This is a genomic window from Thalassospira profundimaris, from assembly GCF_003326675.1.
In the GTDB taxonomy this organism is placed as follows: Bacteria; Pseudomonadota; Alphaproteobacteria; order Rhodospirillales; family Thalassospiraceae; genus Thalassospira; species Thalassospira aquimaris.
Window position 1 is genome coordinate 209,859 of sequence record NZ_JPWF01000006.1, and the last position, 21,369, is coordinate 231,227.

17 protein-coding genes are annotated in these 21,369 nt (G+C 53.2%); 8 read left to right on the top strand and 9 right to left on the bottom strand.

All coding sequences use genetic code 11. From position 1 onward, the window contains the following. Positions 1 to 58 precede the first annotated feature (58 nt). Positions 59 to 2,059 (bottom strand): sensor histidine kinase, encoded by a 2,001-nt coding sequence (locus TH19_RS10855; RefSeq protein ID WP_114102374.1) that lies wholly within the window; start codon positions 2,057 to 2,059, stop codon positions 59 to 61. Further along, the gene (locus TH19_RS10860) at positions 2,056 to 4,098 is read right to left on the bottom strand and encodes a sensor histidine kinase (RefSeq protein ID WP_147250754.1); all 2,043 of its coding nucleotides are present in this window, start codon (positions 4,096 to 4,098) and stop codon (positions 2,056 to 2,058) included. Before TH19_RS10860 ends, TH19_RS10855 begins: the two co-directional genes overlap by 4 nt. A gap of 246 nt (positions 4,099 to 4,344) precedes the next feature. Here TH19_RS10860 and glmM point away from each other — a divergent pair, with 246 nt between their 5' ends. The 4 genes from glmM to TH19_RS10880 all read left to right on the top strand — a co-directional run bounded on the left by glmM (position 4,345) and on the right by TH19_RS10880 (position 7,516). Further along, on the top strand, positions 4,345 to 5,694 hold the full coding sequence (gene glmM / locus TH19_RS10865; RefSeq protein WP_114102376.1) for a phosphoglucosamine mutase: 1,350 nt from the start codon (positions 4,345 to 4,347) through the stop codon (positions 5,692 to 5,694). 62 nt (positions 5,695 to 5,756) lie between these two features. Then, positions 5,757 to 6,554: a bifunctional hydroxymethylpyrimidine kinase/phosphomethylpyrimidine kinase gene (gene thiD / locus TH19_RS10870; protein WP_114102377.1), complete on the top strand. Its 798-nt coding sequence runs from the start codon at positions 5,757 to 5,759 to the stop codon at positions 6,552 to 6,554. 50 nt (positions 6,555 to 6,604) lie between these two features. Then, on the top strand, positions 6,605 to 7,147 hold the full coding sequence (locus TH19_RS10875) for a DinB family protein (protein ID WP_114102378.1): 543 nt from the start codon (positions 6,605 to 6,607) through the stop codon (positions 7,145 to 7,147). A gap of 9 nt (positions 7,148 to 7,156) precedes the next feature. Next, positions 7,157 to 7,516, top strand: coding sequence for a hypothetical protein (locus TH19_RS10880; protein WP_114102379.1), 360 nt, complete (start codon positions 7,157 to 7,159; stop codon positions 7,514 to 7,516). Here the strand turns inward: TH19_RS10880 and TH19_RS10885 are convergent. Beyond that, complete coding sequence (locus TH19_RS10885) at positions 7,513 to 8,388, bottom strand: AEC family transporter (protein WP_114102380.1); 876 nt, start codon at positions 8,386 to 8,388, stop codon at positions 7,513 to 7,515. The genes TH19_RS10880 and TH19_RS10885 overlap by 4 nt on opposite strands. Positions 8,389 to 8,606: 218 nt before the next feature. Here TH19_RS10885 and TH19_RS10890 point away from each other — a divergent pair, with 218 nt between their 5' ends. Continuing rightward, positions 8,607 to 9,248, top strand: a complete 642-nt coding sequence (locus TH19_RS10890) for a D-glycero-alpha-D-manno-heptose-1,7-bisphosphate 7-phosphatase (protein ID WP_114102381.1) — start codon at positions 8,607 to 8,609, stop codon at positions 9,246 to 9,248. A gap of 23 nt (positions 9,249 to 9,271) precedes the next feature. On the opposite strand, the gene TH19_RS10895 is transcribed toward TH19_RS10890, so the two are convergent. After that, on the bottom strand, positions 9,272 to 11,344 hold the full coding sequence (locus tag TH19_RS10895) for a tetratricopeptide repeat protein (RefSeq protein ID WP_114102382.1): 2,073 nt from the start codon (positions 11,342 to 11,344) through the stop codon (positions 9,272 to 9,274). A gap of 501 nt (positions 11,345 to 11,845) precedes the next feature. On the opposite strand from TH19_RS10895, the gene ilvD reads away from it, so the two are divergent. Then, positions 11,846 to 13,699: a dihydroxy-acid dehydratase gene (gene ilvD / locus TH19_RS10900; protein WP_114102383.1), complete on the top strand. Its 1,854-nt coding sequence runs from the start codon at positions 11,846 to 11,848 to the stop codon at positions 13,697 to 13,699. A gap of 90 nt (positions 13,700 to 13,789) precedes the next feature. On the opposite strand, the gene ald is transcribed toward ilvD, so the two are convergent. Further along, positions 13,790 to 14,905, bottom strand: coding sequence for an alanine dehydrogenase (ald, locus tag TH19_RS10905; protein ID WP_114102484.1), 1,116 nt, complete (start codon positions 14,903 to 14,905; stop codon positions 13,790 to 13,792). 205 nt (positions 14,906 to 15,110) lie between these two features. Between ald and TH19_RS10910 the strand changes: the two genes are divergently transcribed. Beyond that, positions 15,111 to 15,569: an Lrp/AsnC family transcriptional regulator gene (locus TH19_RS10910; protein ID WP_068518095.1), complete on the top strand. Its 459-nt coding sequence runs from the start codon at positions 15,111 to 15,113 to the stop codon at positions 15,567 to 15,569. 348 nt (positions 15,570 to 15,917) lie between these two features. Then, a complete protein-coding gene (locus TH19_RS10915; RefSeq protein WP_114102384.1) occupies positions 15,918 to 16,631 on the top strand; it encodes a TetR/AcrR family transcriptional regulator in 714 nt (237 codons plus the stop codon). A gap of 87 nt (positions 16,632 to 16,718) precedes the next feature. Here the strand turns inward: TH19_RS10915 and TH19_RS10920 are convergent, their stop codons facing one another. The 4 genes from TH19_RS10920 to TH19_RS10935 all read right to left on the bottom strand — a co-directional run bounded on the left by TH19_RS10920 (position 16,719) and on the right by TH19_RS10935 (position 21,167). Beyond that, positions 16,719 to 17,552, bottom strand: a complete 834-nt coding sequence (locus tag TH19_RS10920; protein WP_114102385.1) for an ABC transporter permease subunit — start codon at positions 17,550 to 17,552, stop codon at positions 16,719 to 16,721. Continuing rightward, entirely contained in the window at positions 17,549 to 18,478 is a 930-nt protein-coding gene (locus tag TH19_RS10925) for an ABC transporter permease subunit (protein WP_114102386.1), read from the bottom strand. Before TH19_RS10925 ends, TH19_RS10920 begins: the two co-directional genes overlap by 4 nt. Beyond that, a complete protein-coding gene (locus TH19_RS10930) occupies positions 18,475 to 19,641 on the bottom strand; it encodes an ABC transporter ATP-binding protein (protein WP_114102387.1) in 1,167 nt (388 codons plus the stop codon). The genes TH19_RS10925 and TH19_RS10930 overlap by 4 nt, the downstream gene beginning before the upstream one ends. A gap of 425 nt (positions 19,642 to 20,066) precedes the next feature. Beyond that, positions 20,067 to 21,167 (bottom strand): polyamine ABC transporter substrate-binding protein, encoded by a 1,101-nt coding sequence (locus TH19_RS10935; protein ID WP_114102388.1) that lies wholly within the window; start codon positions 21,165 to 21,167, stop codon positions 20,067 to 20,069. Positions 21,168 to 21,369 lie beyond the last annotated feature (202 nt).

Sequence of the window (21,369 nt, forward strand, 5' to 3'; positions counted from 1 at the left end):
ACGGATCTTGTCCCGAATGCTTTCGCGACAAACTGGCGCGGATTTACCTGTCAGATTTTCAGTCCTTCTCTACGGTGCTTTCTTCGCAGGGCAGAAGAAGGCAAAGCTCGATACCCGTCATCCCGTGGTCGCGCAATTTAATCGATCCGCCATGGGCATCAACAATGCGTTGTGAGATATGCAGGCCAAGGGCACTGCGCATTGACTGGGTTTCGACATCATGCCGGAACAGGGCATTGCCAATCAGCCGGATTTCCTCGTCATCAAGTTCGGGGCCCGAACAGGGAATAGCGATCTCGGCAAGCCACTGGCTCTGATGGTGCAGTTTGATCTGAATGGGTTCTCCGTGGGCGAACCGTCGTGCCGTTTCTATCAGGTTGGTAATGGCAAGCCCGATCAGTGTCGGGTCGATATAGGATTCAAGCGTTTCCGGAACATTGCCGGTTACAAGGATTTCAGCATCGTCGCGTGATGTGTGGGCGACAAACTCGTCCATGAACGGTTTAAGCTGAACCACTTCACGGGCCAGAGAAAAAGCCTGATCGTCCATGCCATCCTTGCTTAGGAATATATCGACCAGACGGGCAAGTTTCTGTGCCTGAAGCTGAATACGTTGCAGGCGGTCCTGCACATCACCGTTACTTTCACGTAATCTGAGCATCAACATCTCTGCCGATCTTTGAATAACCGCAAGCGGTGTGCGGAATTCATGCGACAACATCGAAATCAGGTTGCGTTGTTCCTCGACCAGGGTGGTCGTTTCCTTGGCCTTAAGCGATATCGAGATGCGTTCACGGTCCATGCGCGCCAACCGGAATCCCATCAGAACGCCCATGCCGACGATATGGAATAGGGTCGTAAACTGATGAAGCCCAAGACGAAGCGGAGTTATGTCAATCAAACCCGTATGGGAAAGTTGCAGCAGTATGGCGGGACCTGTCGGGATAACCAGAAAAGTCAGATATGCCCAAAGCTGTAGGTTGCGCAGGTCATCAATCAACAGTCTGAGTAGATAGGCACACATCAGGGCCATGAAAAGAGAATGGCTCGGAACAAGGTAGGTTCCGAAAATCGTATAAAGATTGTTGGTCGCACCACCCATGAACACCAAAATCAGTGCGACATAGCCACAGCATATCTTGAACATCAATGGATGACGTTTACGAACATCAGCAATGTGAAGCCACAAATATGCAGTGGTTGCGTGGGATATGATATTGATGTTGCCAAGTAAAAAGTCATTAAGCCAAGGCGTCTCGGGCTTGATGTCACTCAGGACGACCCCGTTCACAATTGCAATAACGCTACCTACGCTGATCACCCAGACGCCATACAGAACGACGATCCTGTCATGTGCGATGGAACCAAGTGTCAGATAGGCAAGGCCAAGCGTTATAATCAGCCCGAAGAACACGTTGGTCGCGACATTCCGGAAAGTAAGGGACGTGATCAAATCGGTTGGTGGCCAGAATTTCACCTGTATAAAGCTGGTGCTATTGCTTTGTACCCGGATATACATCCGGTAATTCCCGGCTTCCAGGGATGGCAAATCCGTCACATGGGTTGTGCCGGCAAACGGCCGCTGGCTGGCCGGGACGTGATCCCCAAGATGGGATTGCCAGATGGGTTTTCTGGTCCCGTCGGCGAAAATCGCAACATCAATGAAGTTCAGATAAGTCGGATTAAACTCGACAAGCGGATGCGTGGTCAGCTTGTCAAAAACAGTCATGTCCAGCCGATACCAGATCACATCGCGGCTATAGCCAAAGGACGGGATCGCCTTGTCTTTGATAAACGCATCACCCGGAAGGTTGGCGATATCATCAAAGGTCAAACCATGTGATCTGTCTACAAACCATCTCAGGTGCTGTGTGACATCAATCGGGGCAGGAAGAAAACTTGAAAGTTCCAGTATTTTGGGAACCTGCGTTGTCTCTTCATCGGCCTGTGCAGGCGGGCACAGCACACTTGCAATGAATGCGATTAGCAACGCTGTGATCATCGCAACCTGTGTGCGGAATGATGACATTCTCGGGAATGAAACAGATTGCCCAATCATGGTTCATTCCTTTTGCCCGGGGTTGGACGCACGTGTCCCGGAATGCTCATTTTCTGTTGGCTGTTTCCAAGAATGGTTGCTTCCTGATTGTAAGGCAGTTTAAGCAGGATCGTCGTACCGCCATGTTCGCCGACACTGACGGACATGGTGCCGTTATGGGCTTCAATGATCCGGCTCGTGATATGCAGGCCCAGTCCGACGCCCTGCGTTACCGACGAATCCTTACCGCGATAAAAGGCGTTCTGAACCTTGCCAAGTTCGTCTGCGGGAATGCCTGGCCCTTCGTCAACCACGCGAATATAGACATATCCGTTTGCCGATCGTGTCGAAGCGATCCAAACCGGCGCACCCCGGGCATATTTGCGGGCATTTTCGATCAGGTTAATGATCGCGCGTTCCAAAAGAATACGGTCAATATCGACAATCGCGAAATCCGCACCGATCAGGCTGACATTCTGTTCCTGGACTTCATGGGAACGCCGGGCCACCAAATCTGTCAGGAACTGATCAATGGCGACATGTTCGCGTGATGTCGAAAAGGTCGCGCTATCGAGCGTATCTTTGGTCAAAAAGGCATCGACAAGGGCTGAAAGCTGCCCGGCATTGCGCCGTATCGTCACCAGCCGACTTTTGATGGTTTCGTCTTCCTTGCGCATATGCAATCCCAGAATTTCAGCAGATCGCTGGATAATGGCAAGCGGAGTGCGAAATTCATGGGAAAGCATGGTGATGAAGGTGCGCTGTTCACCTGCAAGCTGGGTGGCGCGCTGACTGCTTTGATAGGCATCGGCCCGTTTGTGCGCCAGTCGATACAAACGAACCGCCATCGCAATAGCCACCATGCCAAGATGGATGGTCGAGCTTGCCTTATAGATATTTGCGGTAAAGGCATTGATGGGGGCGACGCCGATCAAGGTCAAAAGATGGATCGATGCCGCGATGGTCGGAACGCCCAGTGCCACCAGATAAAAGACGTACATCAGGATGCCGTTATCCCGGTATCCTTGGACAATCAGATATCCCAGCAGCACAAAGAACAGGCACACCTGGGGGATAAAGAAGATCCGGGCAAAGTAGATGTAATAGTCCGTTACCGATGTCAGCATCCCCATGATCAGAAGGGCCGCAATACCGATCATAATTCGGAACAGGATCGGATTATGCTTATCAAGACGGACGATATAGGCCCACATGATGCAAGATGAACCGATCAGCAGTGCGGTTCCGGTACCGGTAATGAAATCCGATGCCAGCAGCCACACGCCCTTAAGCAACAATTGGGCATATCCGGTGGTGCTGAAATTCAGCAGGAACAACGCAAAGATATAAACCGAATACCAGATGACAGGCGGGTCACGCGACAACAGGCCAAAAGTCAGATAAAGCCCGAAAGCAACAATCAAAATACCCAGATAACTGCCATTGCGATAACTTTCGCTGCCGGTCTCGGCGATGAATGTTTTCTCGGTTTGCAGTTCGGCTTCGAATACGTGGGAACTTGTGGTAACCACCCGAATGATCAGCCAGTAATGACCAAAATCCAGGTCCGGCCACAGGCTGACATGTTTCAGATTGGCCATCCGTCCGGGAAGTTGCGGGATGCGATCACCCACCCGGTCTTCCCATACGACATTCCCGGTTTCCTGTGAAATGATGGTCAGGGCAATATCATTCAGATATGCCGCCCCCATTTCGATAAAGGCGGAGCTGCCCGGATTGTCAAAGCGGCTTTCGACCGTAAAGGGCGCGCGCAACCAAACAGCACGGGAAGTATATCCGGGGCCGGGGCGGCCATAAACCGGTTCGAATTCGCCAGAAGGAATATTGACAAGATCAGCAGGGATCGTGATTTCCCGGTCGGTCGTCAGACGTTCAAGAAACTGATTAAGGGCGATATCGTTGATCGGGCCATCACGGCCGACGACAAAATGTTGCTGACCCTCATGGGCATGGGAGGGCTGCGAAAAAACAGCAAAAAGACCGCTGGCAATGATTGCCCACAATGCAATCAACATCATGTTCAAGCGGAAAACGCGCAAAATGCCCCCGGCTCCAAGCCTTTAAAATTAATAGGTTCTGTCACCTGCTTTTTGATAGCCGGTTTTTCAAAGCAGGTCATTGCTTTTATCAGAAGCCGGGCATGTATTCCCGTTAACGGATTGGTGGGGGAAATTGGCTAAAATGTTGCACTTGTCTGTGGCATTGAACGGCCACTTTGATATAACCGGCAATCAGAATTTATAGAACAGGCATGACTGCCCGTTGCATAAGCAGAGAAAAGAAGCATGAGCCGCAAATATTTTGGTACCGATGGAATTCGTGGAACCGCCAATACCGCCCCGATGACGGCCGATGTGGCGCTTAAGGTCGGGATGGCAGCGGGACATTATTTCACGCGCGGCAACCATCGCCACAAGGTCGTCATTGGCAAGGATACCCGTTTGTCGGGCTATATGCTTGAACCGGCACTGGTGGCCGGTTTTACCTCGATGGGGATGGATGTGATGCTGGTCGGTCCGATGCCGACGCCTGCCGTTGCCATGCTGACCAAATCCATGCGTGCCGATATTGGCGTGATGATCTCTGCGTCGCACAATCCGTTTCAGGATAACGGGATCAAACTGTTTGGTCCGGACGGTTTCAAACTGTCGGACGAGGTCGAACTTGAAATCGAAGAACTGATGGAAAGCGACCTTTCAAGCAAACTGGTTCCGGCCAATTCGCTTGGTCGGGCCAAGCGCATCGATGATGCCCCGGGCCGCTATATCGAAGCCGTGAAATCTTCGTTGCCGGGCACAGTTTCGCTTGAAGGTATGCGCATCGTCCTTGATTGCGCCAATGGTGCCGGTTACTCGGTCGCGCCCAAGGTTCTGCGCGAACTGGGGGCCGAGGTCATTGAAATCGGCACAAGCCCGAATGGCCTGAACATCAACGACAAATGCGGATCGACCTATACCAAGACCATGTGTGACCGTGTTCTGGCCGAAAAGGCCGATGTCGGGATTGCGCTTGATGGCGATGCTGACCGCGTTCAGATGTGCGATGAAAAAGGCCAGTTGATTGATGGTGATCAGTTGATGGGCCTTGTCACTACCCATTGGAAACGTACCGGTCAGTTGCGTGGCAATGCGCTGGTGGCAACCGTGATGTCGAACCTTGGTCTTGAACGTTATCTCGAAAGCAACGATGTCCGCCTGATCCGCACCAAGGTCGGTGACCGTTATGTTGTCGAACAGATGCGGGCCCTTGATTGCAATGTTGGTGGCGAACAGTCCGGCCATATTGTCCTGTCTGACTTCGCATCGACCGGGGACGGCCTGCTTGCCGGTCTTCAGGTTCTTGCTGTTCTTGCCAGCCGCGAAGGCCGTGTCTCGGAAATGAGCCGCGTGTTCGAACCGCTGCCGCAGATTCTTAAAAATGTGCGCTATCCGGCTGGGTCCGACCCGCTGTCCGACAGCAGTGTGATCGAAGCCATTTCGTCGGCGGAAAAGGCCTTTGATGGCGATGGCCGTGTCCTGATCCGTAAATCCGGGACCGAACCGCTGATCCGTGTCATGGCCGAGGGCGACGATGCGCTTAAGGTCGAACAGATCGTTGACGGGATCGTTGCGCAAATCACTGCGGTGGCGGGTTAATTCCCGCTATCTGGTCATTTCGTCGCCATAACAACATCTTGCACGCATAAAGGAAGTCGATCATGAAAGGTCGTGTCTTGATCATTGCCGGGTCCGATTGTTCGGGCGGGGCGGGTATTCAGGCCGATATCAAGTCGGTAACCGCTCTTGGCGGCTATGCCGCAACGGCAATTACCGCGCTTACGGTGCAAAATACGACCGGAGTCTTCGACGTTCTGGGCATTGCACCGGAAATGATCGTCCATCAGGCCACTGTCACGATTGACGATATCGGGGCCGATGCGATCAAAACCGGTATGCTTCATTCCGTGCCGGTGATCGAAGCGGTGGCGGGATTTATCAAAGAAAAGGCAGCCGGAATTCCGGTGGTTGTTGACCCTGTGATGGTTTCGCAAAGCGGTTCGCCATTGCTTCAGGAAGATGCCGTTTCGGCCCTGATCGAAAAGATGATCCCGCTTGCAACGGTTCTGACACCAAATATTCCCGAAGCCGAAGTACTGTCAGGCATGAAAATCACCAGCGAAAGTGATATGATTGCTGCGGCGCACAAAATTGGCGAGCTCGGAGCCGAAGCTGTCCTGATCAAAGGTGGTCACGCCGAAGGGGACAAGATCGTCGATATTCTGTGGCGCCGGGACGGTGATGTAGAAGGTTTCGAAGGAACGCGCATTCCGTCTGAAAATAATCATGGTACGGGCTGCTCGCTTGCAAGTTCGATTGCAACCGGGCTGGCACAGGGCATGGGACTGAGTGATGCTGTTGCCCGCGCGCGGGCTTATGTCCGCGAAGCCATCCGAACCGCACCAAATTACGGCAAAGGAAACGGTCCGCTAAACCATGCGCATCCGGTGACCGGTTAAGCCACTTAACGGAATGTCACGGAGCGCCAAAAAGTTGGGACACTTGCGGTATGCCGGGAACTTCGTTTTTTCATCAGGCACGTAACAATGCCTGGTCCAATCATCGTTTGTATGGTGTCTGCCAAAATCTGACACCACACGAACTGACGTCCAAGCGAACAAGTTTTACACCCTCGATCCTCGAAGCCCTTAATCACACTCTGATCGTTGACTGGTACTATTTTGATGCCTTGACCGATGGCGGGCGGGGGCTGGATTGTTTGCGCAATGACATGCCGTTTGCCGATATCGTCAGGCTGGCCGCCGCCCAGCGCGATACAGACCACAAACTGATGACATTCTGTGATCAGCATGGTGAAAAGGATGCGATGCGCGAAGTTGAACTTGAACGTCAAAACAACGTCGTTACACGCGAAACCGTGGCCGATATCTTGTCGCACCTTTTCGTCTATCAAACCCATCACCGCGGGCAGGTACATGTGTTGTTGGGCAATACCACGCAATCGCCGCCGCCACTTGATGACTACCACCTTGAATATGATGCGCCTTTCCCCGGCTTTGATTTGATCGTGACCGGTGGCAAGGGGGCCTGAAGGATACAAATGAATAAACGAATGCTGCGCCGTGCCCTGTTGGCGACCGGAATTGCTGTTCTTGCGGCGGTAAGCCTCGGTAACCCGGAACGCTCTATCGCCGATCTGATCTGGGCTGATGATGCCGCCCCATGGGAACAAGTAACTGCCGTTTACACGCCAGACATTACAAAACCCGGCAAGATCGAAATTTCCGAACCGGTCTTTGCCAATGTTGCGGCCTGCCGTGATCATGTACTGAAACTGGCGGCAGAGCGCGGCGATCCTGACCTGCAAAAGGGCCGGTTTGAATGCGCGGTTGGCTTCTATCCGGAAAAGTCAGGCGATAAAGGTCCGATTACCGGGGATTACCGGCTGGTTACAAATTAAAGCACGTACCAAAGAAGGGCCGGAAGCGATACCGCAGCGATAAAGCTTGAGCTGATGACAACGCCTGCGACTTCTTCCGGCTCGCGGTTGTAAAGCTGCGCAAACAGGTAGCAGAACACCGCAACCGGCATCGAACATTGCAAGATCACAACGCCGCGTTCGATGCCTGTAAGGCCCATAACTTCTGACAGGCCCAGACCAACCCCGAACCCCATACCAAGACGCAGGACACTAAGCGCAGTGCTGCGTGCAAGGCTGACCGGGCGCAGCTTGGCAAGAGATACGCCAAGGGTAAACAGCATCAACGGAATGGTCAGCTGTCCGATCAGATTGGTGGTGTTGTAAAGCCATTCCGGAACGGCGGTGTCGGTCGCAAGAAAGATCGTGGCAACAAGGGTTGCGGGAATGATCGGCATCTTTGCCAATGATCTGATCGAGAAGCTGCCAGATACAAAGGCAACCCCGATGGTCAGCTGAATAACGACATAGGCGGCAAAAAACGCGACCGAAAGCGCAAGACCTTCCTTGCCATAGGCCAGCATACAAAGCGGCAAGCCGACATTGCCGACATTGGGCCATGTCAGGGACTGCAAATAGGTTTGCGGTGCCAGTTTAAAGACCTTAAGGATCGGCCAACCGATCAGCACAAACAGAATATTGGCCACAAGTGCCGCTGTTCCCATCAAAATCAGGGTATCACCACCCAGCTCAACAGTCGCCAATGCCGCAAAGGTAAGACACGGCGTTGCGAAATAGGTGACGATTGATGTCACAAGATTGGTGTCAAAATGCTTGCCGGCGCGGGCCCAGAAATAGCCAAGTCCTGCGGTGATAAAAACCGGGGCCAAAATAGCAAAGATATCGGCAAACATGGATTGTGCGTTCCCTGATAAGGTTCTTTTGGGGCGGATATGCGGGGTATGCCCTTGCTGAACCTGTCATGGTAGGCAGCGTTTCTGCAAGTAAATAATGGTAATACCACTTGGGTTTTTTGCCCTGCGGAATACGGGGTGTCTTTTTCCCGATAACTTGCCATATTGGACCGCATTCCGGCATTCTTGCCAAAACGTGATTGCAGACAAGGCCCCCGATGAATAGCCAATCCCACGACACCGTCAAACGTCATCTGATTGATCCGGCTCCGCGTTTTCGGGATCGGCGTAATCCGTTGCCGGCAGTATTTCTGGATCGTGATGGCGTGATCAACGAAGAAGTCCATTACCTGTCACGGGTCGAGGACTTTCATCTGATCAAAGGTGTGGCAACGGCAATCCGCCGTTTGAACGAGGCGGGCATTCCGGTGATTGTTGTTACCAACCAATCGGCCGTGGCGCGCGGTTACATCACCGAAGACCAGCTTATGGATATTCATAAGGCAATGGTCGCCTTGCTGGCCCGGGAACAGGCATCGGTGCAGGGCGTTTTCTATTCGCCGTATCATGAAAAGGGCGAGGGCGAATATCGCCGCCAATCCACATGCCGCAAACCCGAACCGGGCATGTTACTCGCCGCGGCAGAAGAATTCGCAATTTCACTGCCAAAAAGTGTTTTGGTCGGGGATCGGGTCAATGATGTGCGCGCAGGCCACGCGGCGGGAACCCGCGCCATCATGGTCAGAACCGGACACGGGGCCAAGGAAACCACCTTTGCCGAGGCATCAGAGGCCGATTTGATCACAGATGATCTTGCCGCGGCGGTCGATGAAATTCTTGCATCCATGATCACGCGATAAAACGTGATCAGGGGGCAAAATCCCTAACCCTTTTGAAGACAGAAATTCTGCCACATCTCGCGACAGGCTTCTTCAAACTCGCGGGCAACGGCGGGGGCGTGGAATGCTTTGCTGTTGCGGATGCGATCACGCATGTTTTCGCGGATGCTGGCAAGTGCGCTTAAATCCGAACTCAGCATGATCGCTTTGTCGACATAGCCCTTTTCGGTTTGCGCACAAAGGGCCTCAAGCCCGATATCGGTAAGCAACCCAAGGCCAAGCCGCGACCCCGGCAGATCATTGGCAAGGGATATGAACGGCACCCCGTGCCAAAGCATCTCGTAATAGTTTTCAAGCGATATGGACGGGAAGGGGGCAAGCCCGATATCGATCTGCGCGAAAAGCGATGCGCGGTCGTCCGTGGCAATGCCACCTGCAAGATCAAGTCTGTCCCGATTGATCCCGGCTTGCCGGATGCGATCAAGGAATGTCTTGGCAGCATACGAATCTTCAAGAACATCATCCTGAATGACGATCCGGCTGTTTTTGACTTTGTTAAGCATCCGCGCAAAGCAATTCAGTGTCTGATCACTGATATTGGCAACCCGATCGATACAGCCAAACCGGATGGTGCCATCCCCGAACGCAGCGGGAAGGGGGCTTACGGGGCGTGCATCTTCAAGCTGATCTGGCACAAACGGGCCAAGATCAAGTTTCTGCCCCCGTTCGGAAAACAGTTTGTTGCTGGCAAGCTCGCCTGCAAACACCTGCTTATGCCCGATCAGGTAATCGATCTGTGCAATGCCGGTGGTGATTGTTGAAAGGCTGGCCTGAACCGGGGCCGCATAAAGGGCAAAGACCTCAATCGGTTGTGTCGGATGTACGCCGCACAGATCAATCAGGATATCGACCTTGTCCTTGCGGATGCGATCGGCAATCTGCATTGGGTCCTGGCCAAATACCTCGCGCCAGCCATCGGCCATCACTTGCCATGAACGGGTGACGTCATCGGGGCGCGGTGTCGCTGAATAAAGGAACAGTTCGACCTCGTGGCGGTTCAAATGACGCGCCAAAGGACGAAGAAGCTGATGGGCCGGGTGTTCACAGAAAAACGGTGACAGCCACCCGATCCGAAGCCGCTTGTCTGCCTGCCTTGTGTTGGCAAATTTCGGACGGGCGGCAATCGGCATATGATGCTTTGCCCAGTTCTTGGCGTCCTTGGCATGATCGGTGGCATCGGCCGATGCCAGCTTGGCCTTTGCCCGCAAAAGCAACGCATCGGCCGTGGCGTGATCCGGATGTTTTTTCAGAACGCTTTCAAGATTGTCGATGGTTTCGACCAGATCGCCGCATTTAAGGGTGATGTCGGCCAGAACCAGATCAATTTCGACCGTATCCTTGGTAAGCTGGCGGGCGGTTTTCAAAAGCGCAACCGCCTTGGCGTAATATCCCTGATGGGCAAGTGCCTGACCAAGGCCGCGCAAGCCCGGGACAAATTTCGCATTGATGCTAAGTGCACGCTGATAAAGGTTCTGCGCCTGCGTCGGATAACCAAGTCGCAAATATGTTCCGGCAACCCGGCAAATCAGATCGGGCGAAATGCCCGCTGCCTGTGCGGCATGTTCCAGCGATGTCAGGGCGGCTTCTTCCTGCCCAAGCGCATGAAGCGCATCGCCAAACAACAACAATCCTTCATAATGATCGGGCTTCAGGCCCAGCAACCGGCCCAAAAGATCAACAGTCTGCCCCAGATGCCCGCGTGGCATTTCAAGCCGGGCAAGATGATAAAGCGCGGTGGGGAAATCCCCGTGATAACTGATCGCCTGTTTGAACTGATCAATCGCCTTCTCAATCTGACCTGATGTTTCAAGGGCGATGGCATAGTTGCATCGTGCGGCCGGATTGGCCCCAAAGCTTGAAAGGCAGCTTTCAAAAAGGTCAATTGCCTCGCCATGGCGGCCAAGACCGGTCAGAAGGGTGGCCAGTAAATGTTCGGCTTCCGCATTGTTCGGGGCGATATCAAGAACCTGGCGATAGATTTTCTCGGCTTCCTCGGGGCGGTTGCCCTCGTGCGCCGTCAGTCCGCGTCGCAACAATGTCTTGAGTTGGTCGGACATGGGGGGCCGTTTCTCCACCGGGTGATCACGTTCTAGGCTTCATCATTGATCTCAGACATTAAAGGGTTCCGCTAAACCTTTAAAGTAGGCAGTTGAAATAGATAGGGCTTGGATAGGAAAGCCGGAAAAAAAAGAACCCCGAACCGTTTCGGGTCCGGGGTGAGAATGGGAGTGGGAGAATCGCCTGGCGGCGATAATCATCCATTAAGATATGAATTGTTTAGATGAAGGTCGCCTATCCAAGGGGATAGTGCCTTTGGTATTTGGGGTAGGTATTTCAGGGCGATGGTCTGAAAAGTGTGAAGTTGTTCACAATTGTCTGCCTGCGTGACGACCGACACGCTTTTTGCAGCCGTTCTTAACCCAAATGGGTAGTTATCGTATCAAATGAACACGCCAGATGAAATTTTCACGCAAAAAACTGTCAAAATGCGCGAATACTGTGCTAGAACGCGATAATATAAAGAAACGTACCCCGCGAAGATTTAGAGAGGTTCCTCCATGCCGGAATATCGGTCCCGTACAACAACCCATGGCCGCAATATGGCCGGTGCGCGCGGCCTTTGGCGCGCCACTGGTATGACTGACGAAGATTTCGACAAGCCGATCATCGCGGTCGTCAACAGCTTTACCCAGTTCGTGCCCGGTCACGTCCATCTCAAGGATCTCGGCCAGATGGTCGCCCGCGAGATCGAGGCCGCCGGTGGTGTTGCCAAGGAATTCAACACGATTGCTGTTGATGATGGCATCGCGATGGGTCATGACGGCATGCTTTATAGCTTGCCGTCCCGTGAAATCATTGCCGATTCCGTCGAATACATGGTCAATGCCCATTGCGCCGATGCGATGGTTTGCATTTCCAACTGTGACAAGATCACCCCGGGCATGTTGATGGCTGCGATGCGCCTTAACATCCCGGCTGTGTTTGTGTCCGGTGGCCCGATGGAGGCAGGCAAGGTAATCCTGAACGGCGACGAACATCACCTCGATCTGGTCGATGCGATGGTTCAGGCTGCCGATCCGAAAATTTCGGACGAACAGGTCAAAACCGTTGAACGTTCTGCGTGCCCGACATGTGGTTCTTGCTCTGGCATGTTCACCGCCAACTCGATGAACTGTCTGGCCGAGGCCCTTGGTCTTGCGCTTCCGGGTAATGGTTCGGTGCTGGCAACCCATGCTGCGCGTAAGGAACTCTTCCTTGAAGCTGCACGCACATCGGTCAAGCTGGCACGTCGCTATTACGAAGAAGAAGATATCACCGCGACCCCGCGTGGTATTGCCACCTTCGAGGCATTTGAAAATGCCATGGCGCTTGATATCGCAATGGGCGGTTCGACCAACACGGTTCTGCATCTTCTGGCAATAGCCAAGGAAGCCGAGGTTGAATTCACCATGGCCGACATGGATCGTTTGTCGCGCAAGATCCCGTATCTTTCCAAGGTCGCGCCGAACCATCCGAAATTCCACATGGAAGATGTCCATCGTGCCGGTGGGATCATGCGTATTCTGGGTGAACTGGATCGTGCCGGTTTGCTGCACACCGATGTTTCGACCGTGCATACCAAAACCATGGCAGATGCCCTTGCAAAATGGGACATCAAACGCACCACCAACGAAGCTGTTCACAAGTTCTTCCGTGCAATGCCGGGCGGTGTTCCGACCCAGACCGCATTCTCGCAGGAACGTTATTGGGATGATCTTGATCTTGACGAAAAAGAAGGCTGCGTACGTGACGTTGCACATGCCTATAGTCAGGATGGTGGTCTTGCGGTTCTGTTTGGCAACCTTGCGGTCAATGGCTGCATCGTTAAAACCGGTGGTGTGGATGAAAGCATCCTGAAATTCACCGGCCCGGCTGTGATCTGCGAAAGCCAGGACGAAGCCGTTGCCAAGGTTCTTGGTGGTGAAGTCAAGGAAGGTGACGTTGTCATCGTTCGTTACGAAGGACCAAAGGGCGGGCCGGGCATGCAGGAAATGCTCTATCCGACCAGCTATCTGAAATCGATGGGGCTGGGCAAGGCTTGTGCGCTGATCACCGATGGTCGTTTCTCGGGCGGGTCTTCGGGCCTGTCGATCGGTCACGTGTCACCGGAAGCTGCGGCTGGTGGTGATATCGGCCTGATCGAACCGGGCGATATGATCGAAATCGATATCCCGAACCGGACGATCAAGATTGCCGTTGATGACGCGACGCTTGCTGCCCGCCGTCAGGCGATGGAGGCCAAGGGCCCCGAAGCATGGCGCCCGGCCAAGCCGCGCAAACGTAAAGTCACAACCGCCCTTCGTGCCTATGCCGCCATGGCAACCAGTGCCGATCAGGGTGCTGTACGTGATGTGACCCAGGTCGAATTCTGATCGATCCGGCATACGCCAAAGACATGAAAAAGGGCACCTTTCGGTGCCCTTTTTTTGTTTTGGTGCTTTGAGTGCTTTGGGCGCTGTTGATCAGGCCAGCGCCTTTTCCAGCGACAAACTGTCATAGCCAAGGGCATCTGCGACCGCCTGATAGGTGATCCGTCCGTTATGGACGTTCAGGCCCGCGGCCAGATGTGCGTCATCCGTGCACGCCTGTTTCCAACCCTTGTTGGCCAGTGCCAGGGCAAAGGGCAGGGTGGCATTGTTCAACGCAAAGGTCGATGTGCGTGCGACCGCACCGGGCATATTGGCAACACAGTAATGCACGACATCGTCCACGATATAGGTCGGGTCTGCATGGGTGGTGGCTTTGGATGTTTCAAAACATCCGCCCTGATCAATCGCCACATCGACAATGACCGAACCCGGTTTCATCTTTGATAATTGGTCCTTGCGGATCAGTTTCGGGGCGGCGGCACCGGGGATCAGAACTGCGCCAACAACCATGTCGGCTTCAAATACCACCGCCTCGGTATCATCAATCGTCGCATACTGGGTTTTGATCCGCGGGCCAAATACATCATCAATATAGGTCAGCCGTTTGACGTTCTTATCAAGGATCGTGACATCCGCGCCCATCCCGGCAGCAATACGGGCGGCATTGGTGCCAACAACGCCACCGCCGATCACAACGACCTTGGCCGGGGCAACACCCGGAACACCGCCCAGCAACATGCCGCGCCCGCCATTGGCTTTTTGCAAGGCTGTTGCGCCGACTTGCGGGGCCATGCGTCCGGCAACTTCGGACATCGGCGCCAAAAGCGGCAGGCCGCCATTGCGATCTGTCACGGTTTCATAGGCAATCGCCGTTACACCGGATTTGATCAGGCCTTTGGTCTGTTCCGGGTCTGGTGCCAGATGAAGATAGGTAAACAGCAACTGTCCTTCACGCAGCTGTTCATATTCGACTTTTTGCGGCTCCTTGACCTTGATCACCATTTCGGCGGTGGCAAAGATCTCGGCCGCGGTGCCGACAATTTCTGCACCGGCTGCGACATAGTCCGCGTCGCTAAAGCCGATGCCGGCACCGGCCATGGTTTCAATTTTGACAGCATGGCCGTGGGTAGTGATTTCGCGGACTGAACTGGGTGTCAGCCCGACACGGTACTCGTTGTTTTTGATTTCCTTTGGAACACCGATAAGCATTTCGTTTTCTCCCGACGAAATAAGGTGGCAATTGCGGTGTTTCATGGCTTTTGCCATGGCACCCGGGCGGTTTGCGCCCATTTTCTTATGGTTTCTGCATGATACCCTAAAAATGGGGCAATTAATCTTCAATTCCAGATGCGATTGGTGGTATCATTGCTAGATAATTTAAAAGAATGATCGATATCACGGAGGATTATTCAAAATGCAGATGGACGAACGGGATCGTATGATCCTGCGCTTGTTGCAGAAAGACGGTCGTATCAGTAACGCCGACCTTGCCGAAAAGGTGAACCTGTCGGCATCGGCGTGCTTGCGGCGTGTGCGCCTGCTGGAAGAGGCTGGGTTCATTGACCATTACACCATGCTTCTCAATCCGGCCCGGATCGGCAAGCCCGGCAATGCCTTCGTCAATATCGCCATCACCCGGCAGACTCGCGAAGCACTCGAAACCTTTGAAAAAGAAGTCCAAAAAGTTCCGGAGGTTGTCGAATGCTATCTTCTGGCCGGGCAAAGCGACTATCTGGTGCATGTCGTTTATAGTGACACCGCCGATTACGAGCGCATCCACAGCGAAGTCCTGACCCAGTTGCCCGGTGTTGAACGCGTCCAGACCGTCATCACGCTTCGCGAAGTCAAACGGACAACCGAACTTCCGGTTTGATCAATCCGCCCAAGCCCGTGAAATGAACACAAGGTCACTTCGATTGTGGCGTGCGGAAACGTGTTCGTTGATGGGCAGGGGGCGGTAATTGGTAGTCTGTGCGCATTTTTACAAATCGCGACTCGGTTTGAAAATGTACTGATTCGCGAAATTTGTTCAGATTTTGGTGTTGCGCTGGGTTTATGTGACCATAATTCATCTAATACGTAGGGGTTTTTGCAGATGAAACCCCTGATTTTTCAAGGCGTCATGAGTTTTGTCGATTTATTCTCGTTCCACGGTTTGACTTTTAGGTGAATTACAATGCAATAATATGCACGGGGAAAAACGCTGGGGGAAGTTAACTAAATGGAACAAGAGAATCTTGTTCGGGCACGTAGCCATGAACAAAAGTTAAAGCGTCGTGCAGATATTCTTGAAGCTGCACGTGAACTCTATCTCGAAGGCGATGGAACGTTGCCATCGGCCGCTGAAGTTGCCCGCAAGGCCAATCTGGCCAAAGGGACACTTTATCTCTATTTCTCAAGCAAGGAGGCTTTGTTCCTCGAAGTGCTGCGTCACTTCCAGAAAAGCTGGTTTGAGAACAATCTTGATATCATCGATCAGGAAGCACTGCGTCGGCCCGAAGAGCGGGATTCAACCCGCGTGGCCCGTGAATTTGTGCAATATCTTGTAAAGAATGAGAAATTCCTGTGTCTTGCGTCTTTGTCGCAGGGCGTGCTGGAATCTGGCTCGGACGACGAAATGGTCGTCGGACAGCGCCGTTTCCTGGCATCGATGGTCAAACGTACTGCGGATGCCCTGGCCGAGCTTTATGCCATCACACCTGATGCGGCCAGTAAACTGATGCGGTCTTCCTATGCGCTGGTGATTGGCCTGTGGCAGATGTCACAGCTGCCTGATCGCGTTAAAAAGCTGATGGAACAGAACGCGTTGACCAACCTGATCATTGATTTCGAAGAGGCCGCTGAAGAAGCCGTCGTGTCCTATTGGCGCGTAGCCGCACCTGGCATGAAATGCCGGGAAATGATGCGTCGCGCCGCTGAGGCCGATTGCGGATAACAGGGGTTCGATCTTCTGAATAGAAAACAGCGCCGGAACTGATGTTCCGGCGCTGTTTTTTTAGGTCTTTGGTTTGAGCGGTGCGGATTACGCGTCGCTGCCATTGGCTGCGCGATTGCGCATCCGTTCTGATCGCAGGATCAGGAAGCTGGCAATCACGATCATGATCGACACAGTCAGGATGATCAGGGTCGCAAGCGCGTTGATTTCCGGCGATACGCCGAGGCGTACCGAAGAAAATACCTTCATCGGCAGGGTGGTGGAGCCCGGACCCGCGACAAAGCTTGCAATCACCAGATCATCAAGCGACAGGGTGAAAGACAAAAGCCACCCGGCCAAAAGGGCCGGCAGGATCATCGGAAGCGTGATGACAAAGAAAATCTTGGCCGGCTTCGCGCCAAGGTCCATTGCCGCTTCCTCGACCGAGATATCCATGCCCGACAGGCGCGATTGCACAACAACCGCGACATAGGCCGCACAGAATGTCGTATGGGCAATCGTGATGGTCGAAAGACCACGTCCTGCTGGCCAGCCAACAAGTTGTTCAAGTGTCACAAACAACAGCAAAAGCGACAGGCCGGTAATGACTTCGGGCATCACAAGCGGGGCGGCAATCATCCCAGAAAACATGGTCCGGCCCTTAAACCGCCCGAAACGGGACATGACAAGCCCGGCGGGCGTGCCAAGTGCCAGGGCAAGCGTTGCCGACATCACGCCAATGCGCAGGCTGTTCCAGGCGGCATCAATCATGCCGTCATTGTTAAACAGCGACACATACCATTTGGTCGAAAAGCCTGCCCAAACCGTAACGAGTTTGCCTTCGTTGAACGAGTAAATGATCACAAGCAGGATCGGCACGTACAGAAACGCAAAGCCGAACACCAATGCCGAAATCAGGAAGGTTGAACGTTTGCCATTCATTGTTCACGTTCCTCCTGCTTGGTCTGGATATGCTGGAACCACATGATCGGAACCACAAGGAACAGCAGCATCGCAATCGCCACGGCCGATGCAATCGGCCAGTCACGGTTGGCAAAGAATTCGTTCCAAAGGGTTCGACCGATCATAAGCGTGTTCGGACCACCCAGAAGTTCCGGAATAACAAATTCACCAACAGCAGGAATAAACACCAGAAGCGACCCGGCCAGAATGCCCGGCATCGACAATGGCAGCGTCACTTTGACAAAGGCCTGCCAGGGCTTGCAGCCCAGATCAAGTGCGGCCTCGATCAGGCTGACATCCATTTTCTCAAGCGTCGAATAAAGCGGCAGGATCATGAAAGGCAAATAGGTGTAAACAATGCCGACATAGACCGCGAATTCGGTCTGGCGCATGATCAGTGGTTCGGAAATGATCCCGGTCCAAAGAAGAAACGCGTTGATCAGGCCTTCTCGGTCAAGAATGCCGATCCAGGCATAAACACGGATCAGGAAACTGGTCCAGAATGGCAGGATCACAAGCATCAAAAGAACGCTGCGCATCGATCCGCGGGCGCGCGCAATGCCATAGGCCATCGGATAACCGATCAAAAGGGTGATGATCGTTGAAATGGCTGCAATACGGATCGAGTTAAGATAGGCGGTGGCATAAAGGCTGTCTGATAACAGGAACAGATAGTTCCCGAAATTAAGTGTTATCGTGATGCCTTCATCAATCCATTCAAACAGCGGCGTATAGGGCGGCTGTGCATATTCCGCCACCGAGAAACTGATCTTCAGAACGATCAGAAACGGCACCAGGAAGAACAGGAAAAGCCAGAAATACGGGATGCCAATGACCAGTACCCGGCCATGTTTGATCATCCAGCGATCAAAACGTTGTTTCAGGGTTAGCTTGTCACTGCTCATTTGTTCAGAACCGACGCAGCCCCGGCCTCCCACGATACCCAAACGCGATCTTCCCACGTATAGGTCGGCTCGTTATGGCGGCCGGTATTCGGTTCGGTAACCTTGATCCGTTTGCCGCTTTCAAGGCGCACGTGATAGGTCGAAATACCGCCAAGATACCCGATCTCTTCGATCTTGCCCGAAACACAATTGTATTTGGTTTCCTCGGGTTCGGTCTTGGTCAGGCGCAGGCGTTCCGGGCGGATTGCCGCCCAGAATGTCATGCCTTCATGGCCCTGAACGGCGTGATCGATATAGATATCGCAATTGGCTTCGTCCGATTTGATGACGGCATATTTCTCGTCATCATCAACCAGCACCCCTTCAAGCAGGTTGACCTGGCCAAGGAAGTTCGCGGTATAGCGGCTGTTGGGATATTCATACAGCTCGAACGGCGTTCCGGTCTGACTGATCACCCCTTCATTCATCACCGCAATGCGCGATGCCATGGTCATGGCTTCTTCCTGGTCATGGGTGACCATGACAAAGGTGGTGCCAACCTTTTCCTGAATATTGACCAGTTCGAACTGGGTCTGTTCGCGAAGCTTCTTGTCCAGTGCGCCAAGCGGTTCATCAAGCAGAAGTACCTTGGGGCGCTTGATCAGTGACCGGGCAAGGGCAACGCGCTGGCGCTGACCGCCTGAAAGCTGATGGGGTTTGCGTTTGGCAAATTTGCTCATCTGCACCAGACCCAGCATCTCGGCGACGAGTTCCTTGATCTCGGAGCGCGAAACACCATCCTGCACAAGCCCGAACGCCACATTCTGTTCAACCGTCATATGCGGGAACAGGGCATAGGACTGGAACATCATGTTGGTCGGGCGTTCATAGGCCGGAACACCTGCCATATCGACGCCGTCGATGTAAATCTTTCCCGATGTGGGTTCTTCAAATCCGGCCAGCATTCGCAAAAGCGTCGTTTTCCCGCAGCCCGAACCACCCAGAAGGGCAAAAAGTTCGTGGCGATAAATATCAAGGGAAACATCGTCGACGGCATAGAAGTCGCCGAATTTCTTGGTCACATTCTCGAAGCGGATATAGGGAACCGCATCTGGATTGTTCCAAGGTTGCGTCTTATGCACATCTTCGTGCGCGCGCTCCAAAACCGCCTCAGGCACCAGCATTCTCCCCTGTTTCAATATCAAGATGAACCGATTAGACCAGACGACAGTCCCTGATGATCTGCTGCGCAATCTATGAGTGTTGCGTCGGCGCCGGTATGTCGGTTCGCTCTGATAACAGGATGAAGCAATTCTACAATCTGTAAAGAGGGGTGTGCGATATTTCGAACAACATCCAGTCTGTGCCATGATAAATGGCAGTAAATTGGCCATGGGTGTTCAGAAAATGTGCATTATTCGACTGTGCGCGCCGTCCGTGAAACAGATCGATGCGCTGTGAAGTTTGTCACAAGGTTGCGAGTCACATCCGCAGATGACCAACAGCATCCCGAAGGGCTGGGATTGCGGATAAAGAAAAGGGCGCGATCGAAATCGCGCCCTGTTCATTTCTGATGTCTGATCATCAAATGATGATCCAAATCCCTGTCTTACTGACCGGTTTTAAGTTTGGTCCACAGACGGGTGCGGGTACGCAATTCGCGCGAGCCCGGCTCGACTTTCGAACGCAGACGTTCTTTGACTTCCTGCGGCGGATAGATGCCCGGATCAGCCAGAAGGGATTCGTCGACCAGCTCCATGGCGGCAAGGTTCGGCGTTGCATAGGCGACATAGTTGGCAATGTCGGCTTCAACGTCGGCACGCAGGACATAGTCGATGAATTTATGTGCCAGTTCCGGGTTCGGTGCATCTTCCGGGATCATCATGGCATCAAACCAGATCAGGGTGCCTTCCTTCGGAATGACATACTTGATCTCGTTGCCGTTGCCGGCTTCTTCTGCACGAAGGGCAGCCATGCCAACGTCACCCGACCAGCCAACAGAAACGCAGGTGTTCCCGTTTGCAAGGTCGTTGATGTATTGCGAGCTGTGGAAATAGGTCACGAACGGACGGATTTTCTCAAGCTGGGCAATACCCGACTCAATGGTTGCCGCCGACGGTGCGCCGTCTTCCATGTTACCAAGATAGAAGTTCACAAGCGGAACAACTTCGCCCGGATCATCCAGAAGGCTGAGACCGCATTTCGAAAGCGGTTCGGCATATTTCGGATCAAAGATCATCGCCCAGCTATCGACCGGTGCGTCATCGCCAAGGACTTCCTTGACCTTTTCGACGTTATAGCCAAAGCCGTTGGTGCCCCAGAAATACGGAACCGCATAGGTGTTGTCCGGGTCGTATTTGGCCTGCTGTTTCAGGATGACCGGATCAAGATTGCCATAGTTCGACAGTTTGGATTTGTCGATCGGCTGGAAGATCTTTGCCTTGATCAGGCGTTCCGCGTCGGCCAGGGTCGGCACAACGATGTCATAGCCGGAATTGCCGGCCAGAAGCTTGGCTTCAACAACCTGGTTGCTGTCATATACGTCGTAGTTAACCTTGATGCCGGTTTCTTTCTCGAAATTGGCAATGGTTTCTTCGCCGATATAGTCAGACCAGTTGTAGATGTTCAGAACATCTTCGGCATGCGCCGCACCGGCAAAGCCGACAGACGCAAGCACGACAAGGCTTGAAGATTTAAGAAGTGATTTCATTTCGCTGAGCCTCCCATGTGGCAGCGTTTGAAAAGTTTGTGATCCTGTTGTTGCATTCCTCCAGGATCCGAGGACACGTTCAATATCCTTCGAATGCATCAGGATATTGTCAAACACAAGATGGAAAATTGTGCATTTTTCGCATCAAGTGAAAAATTAGGCATAAGTGATGCAAGAATCTTGCGCCGGGCTTCGTTTCCCG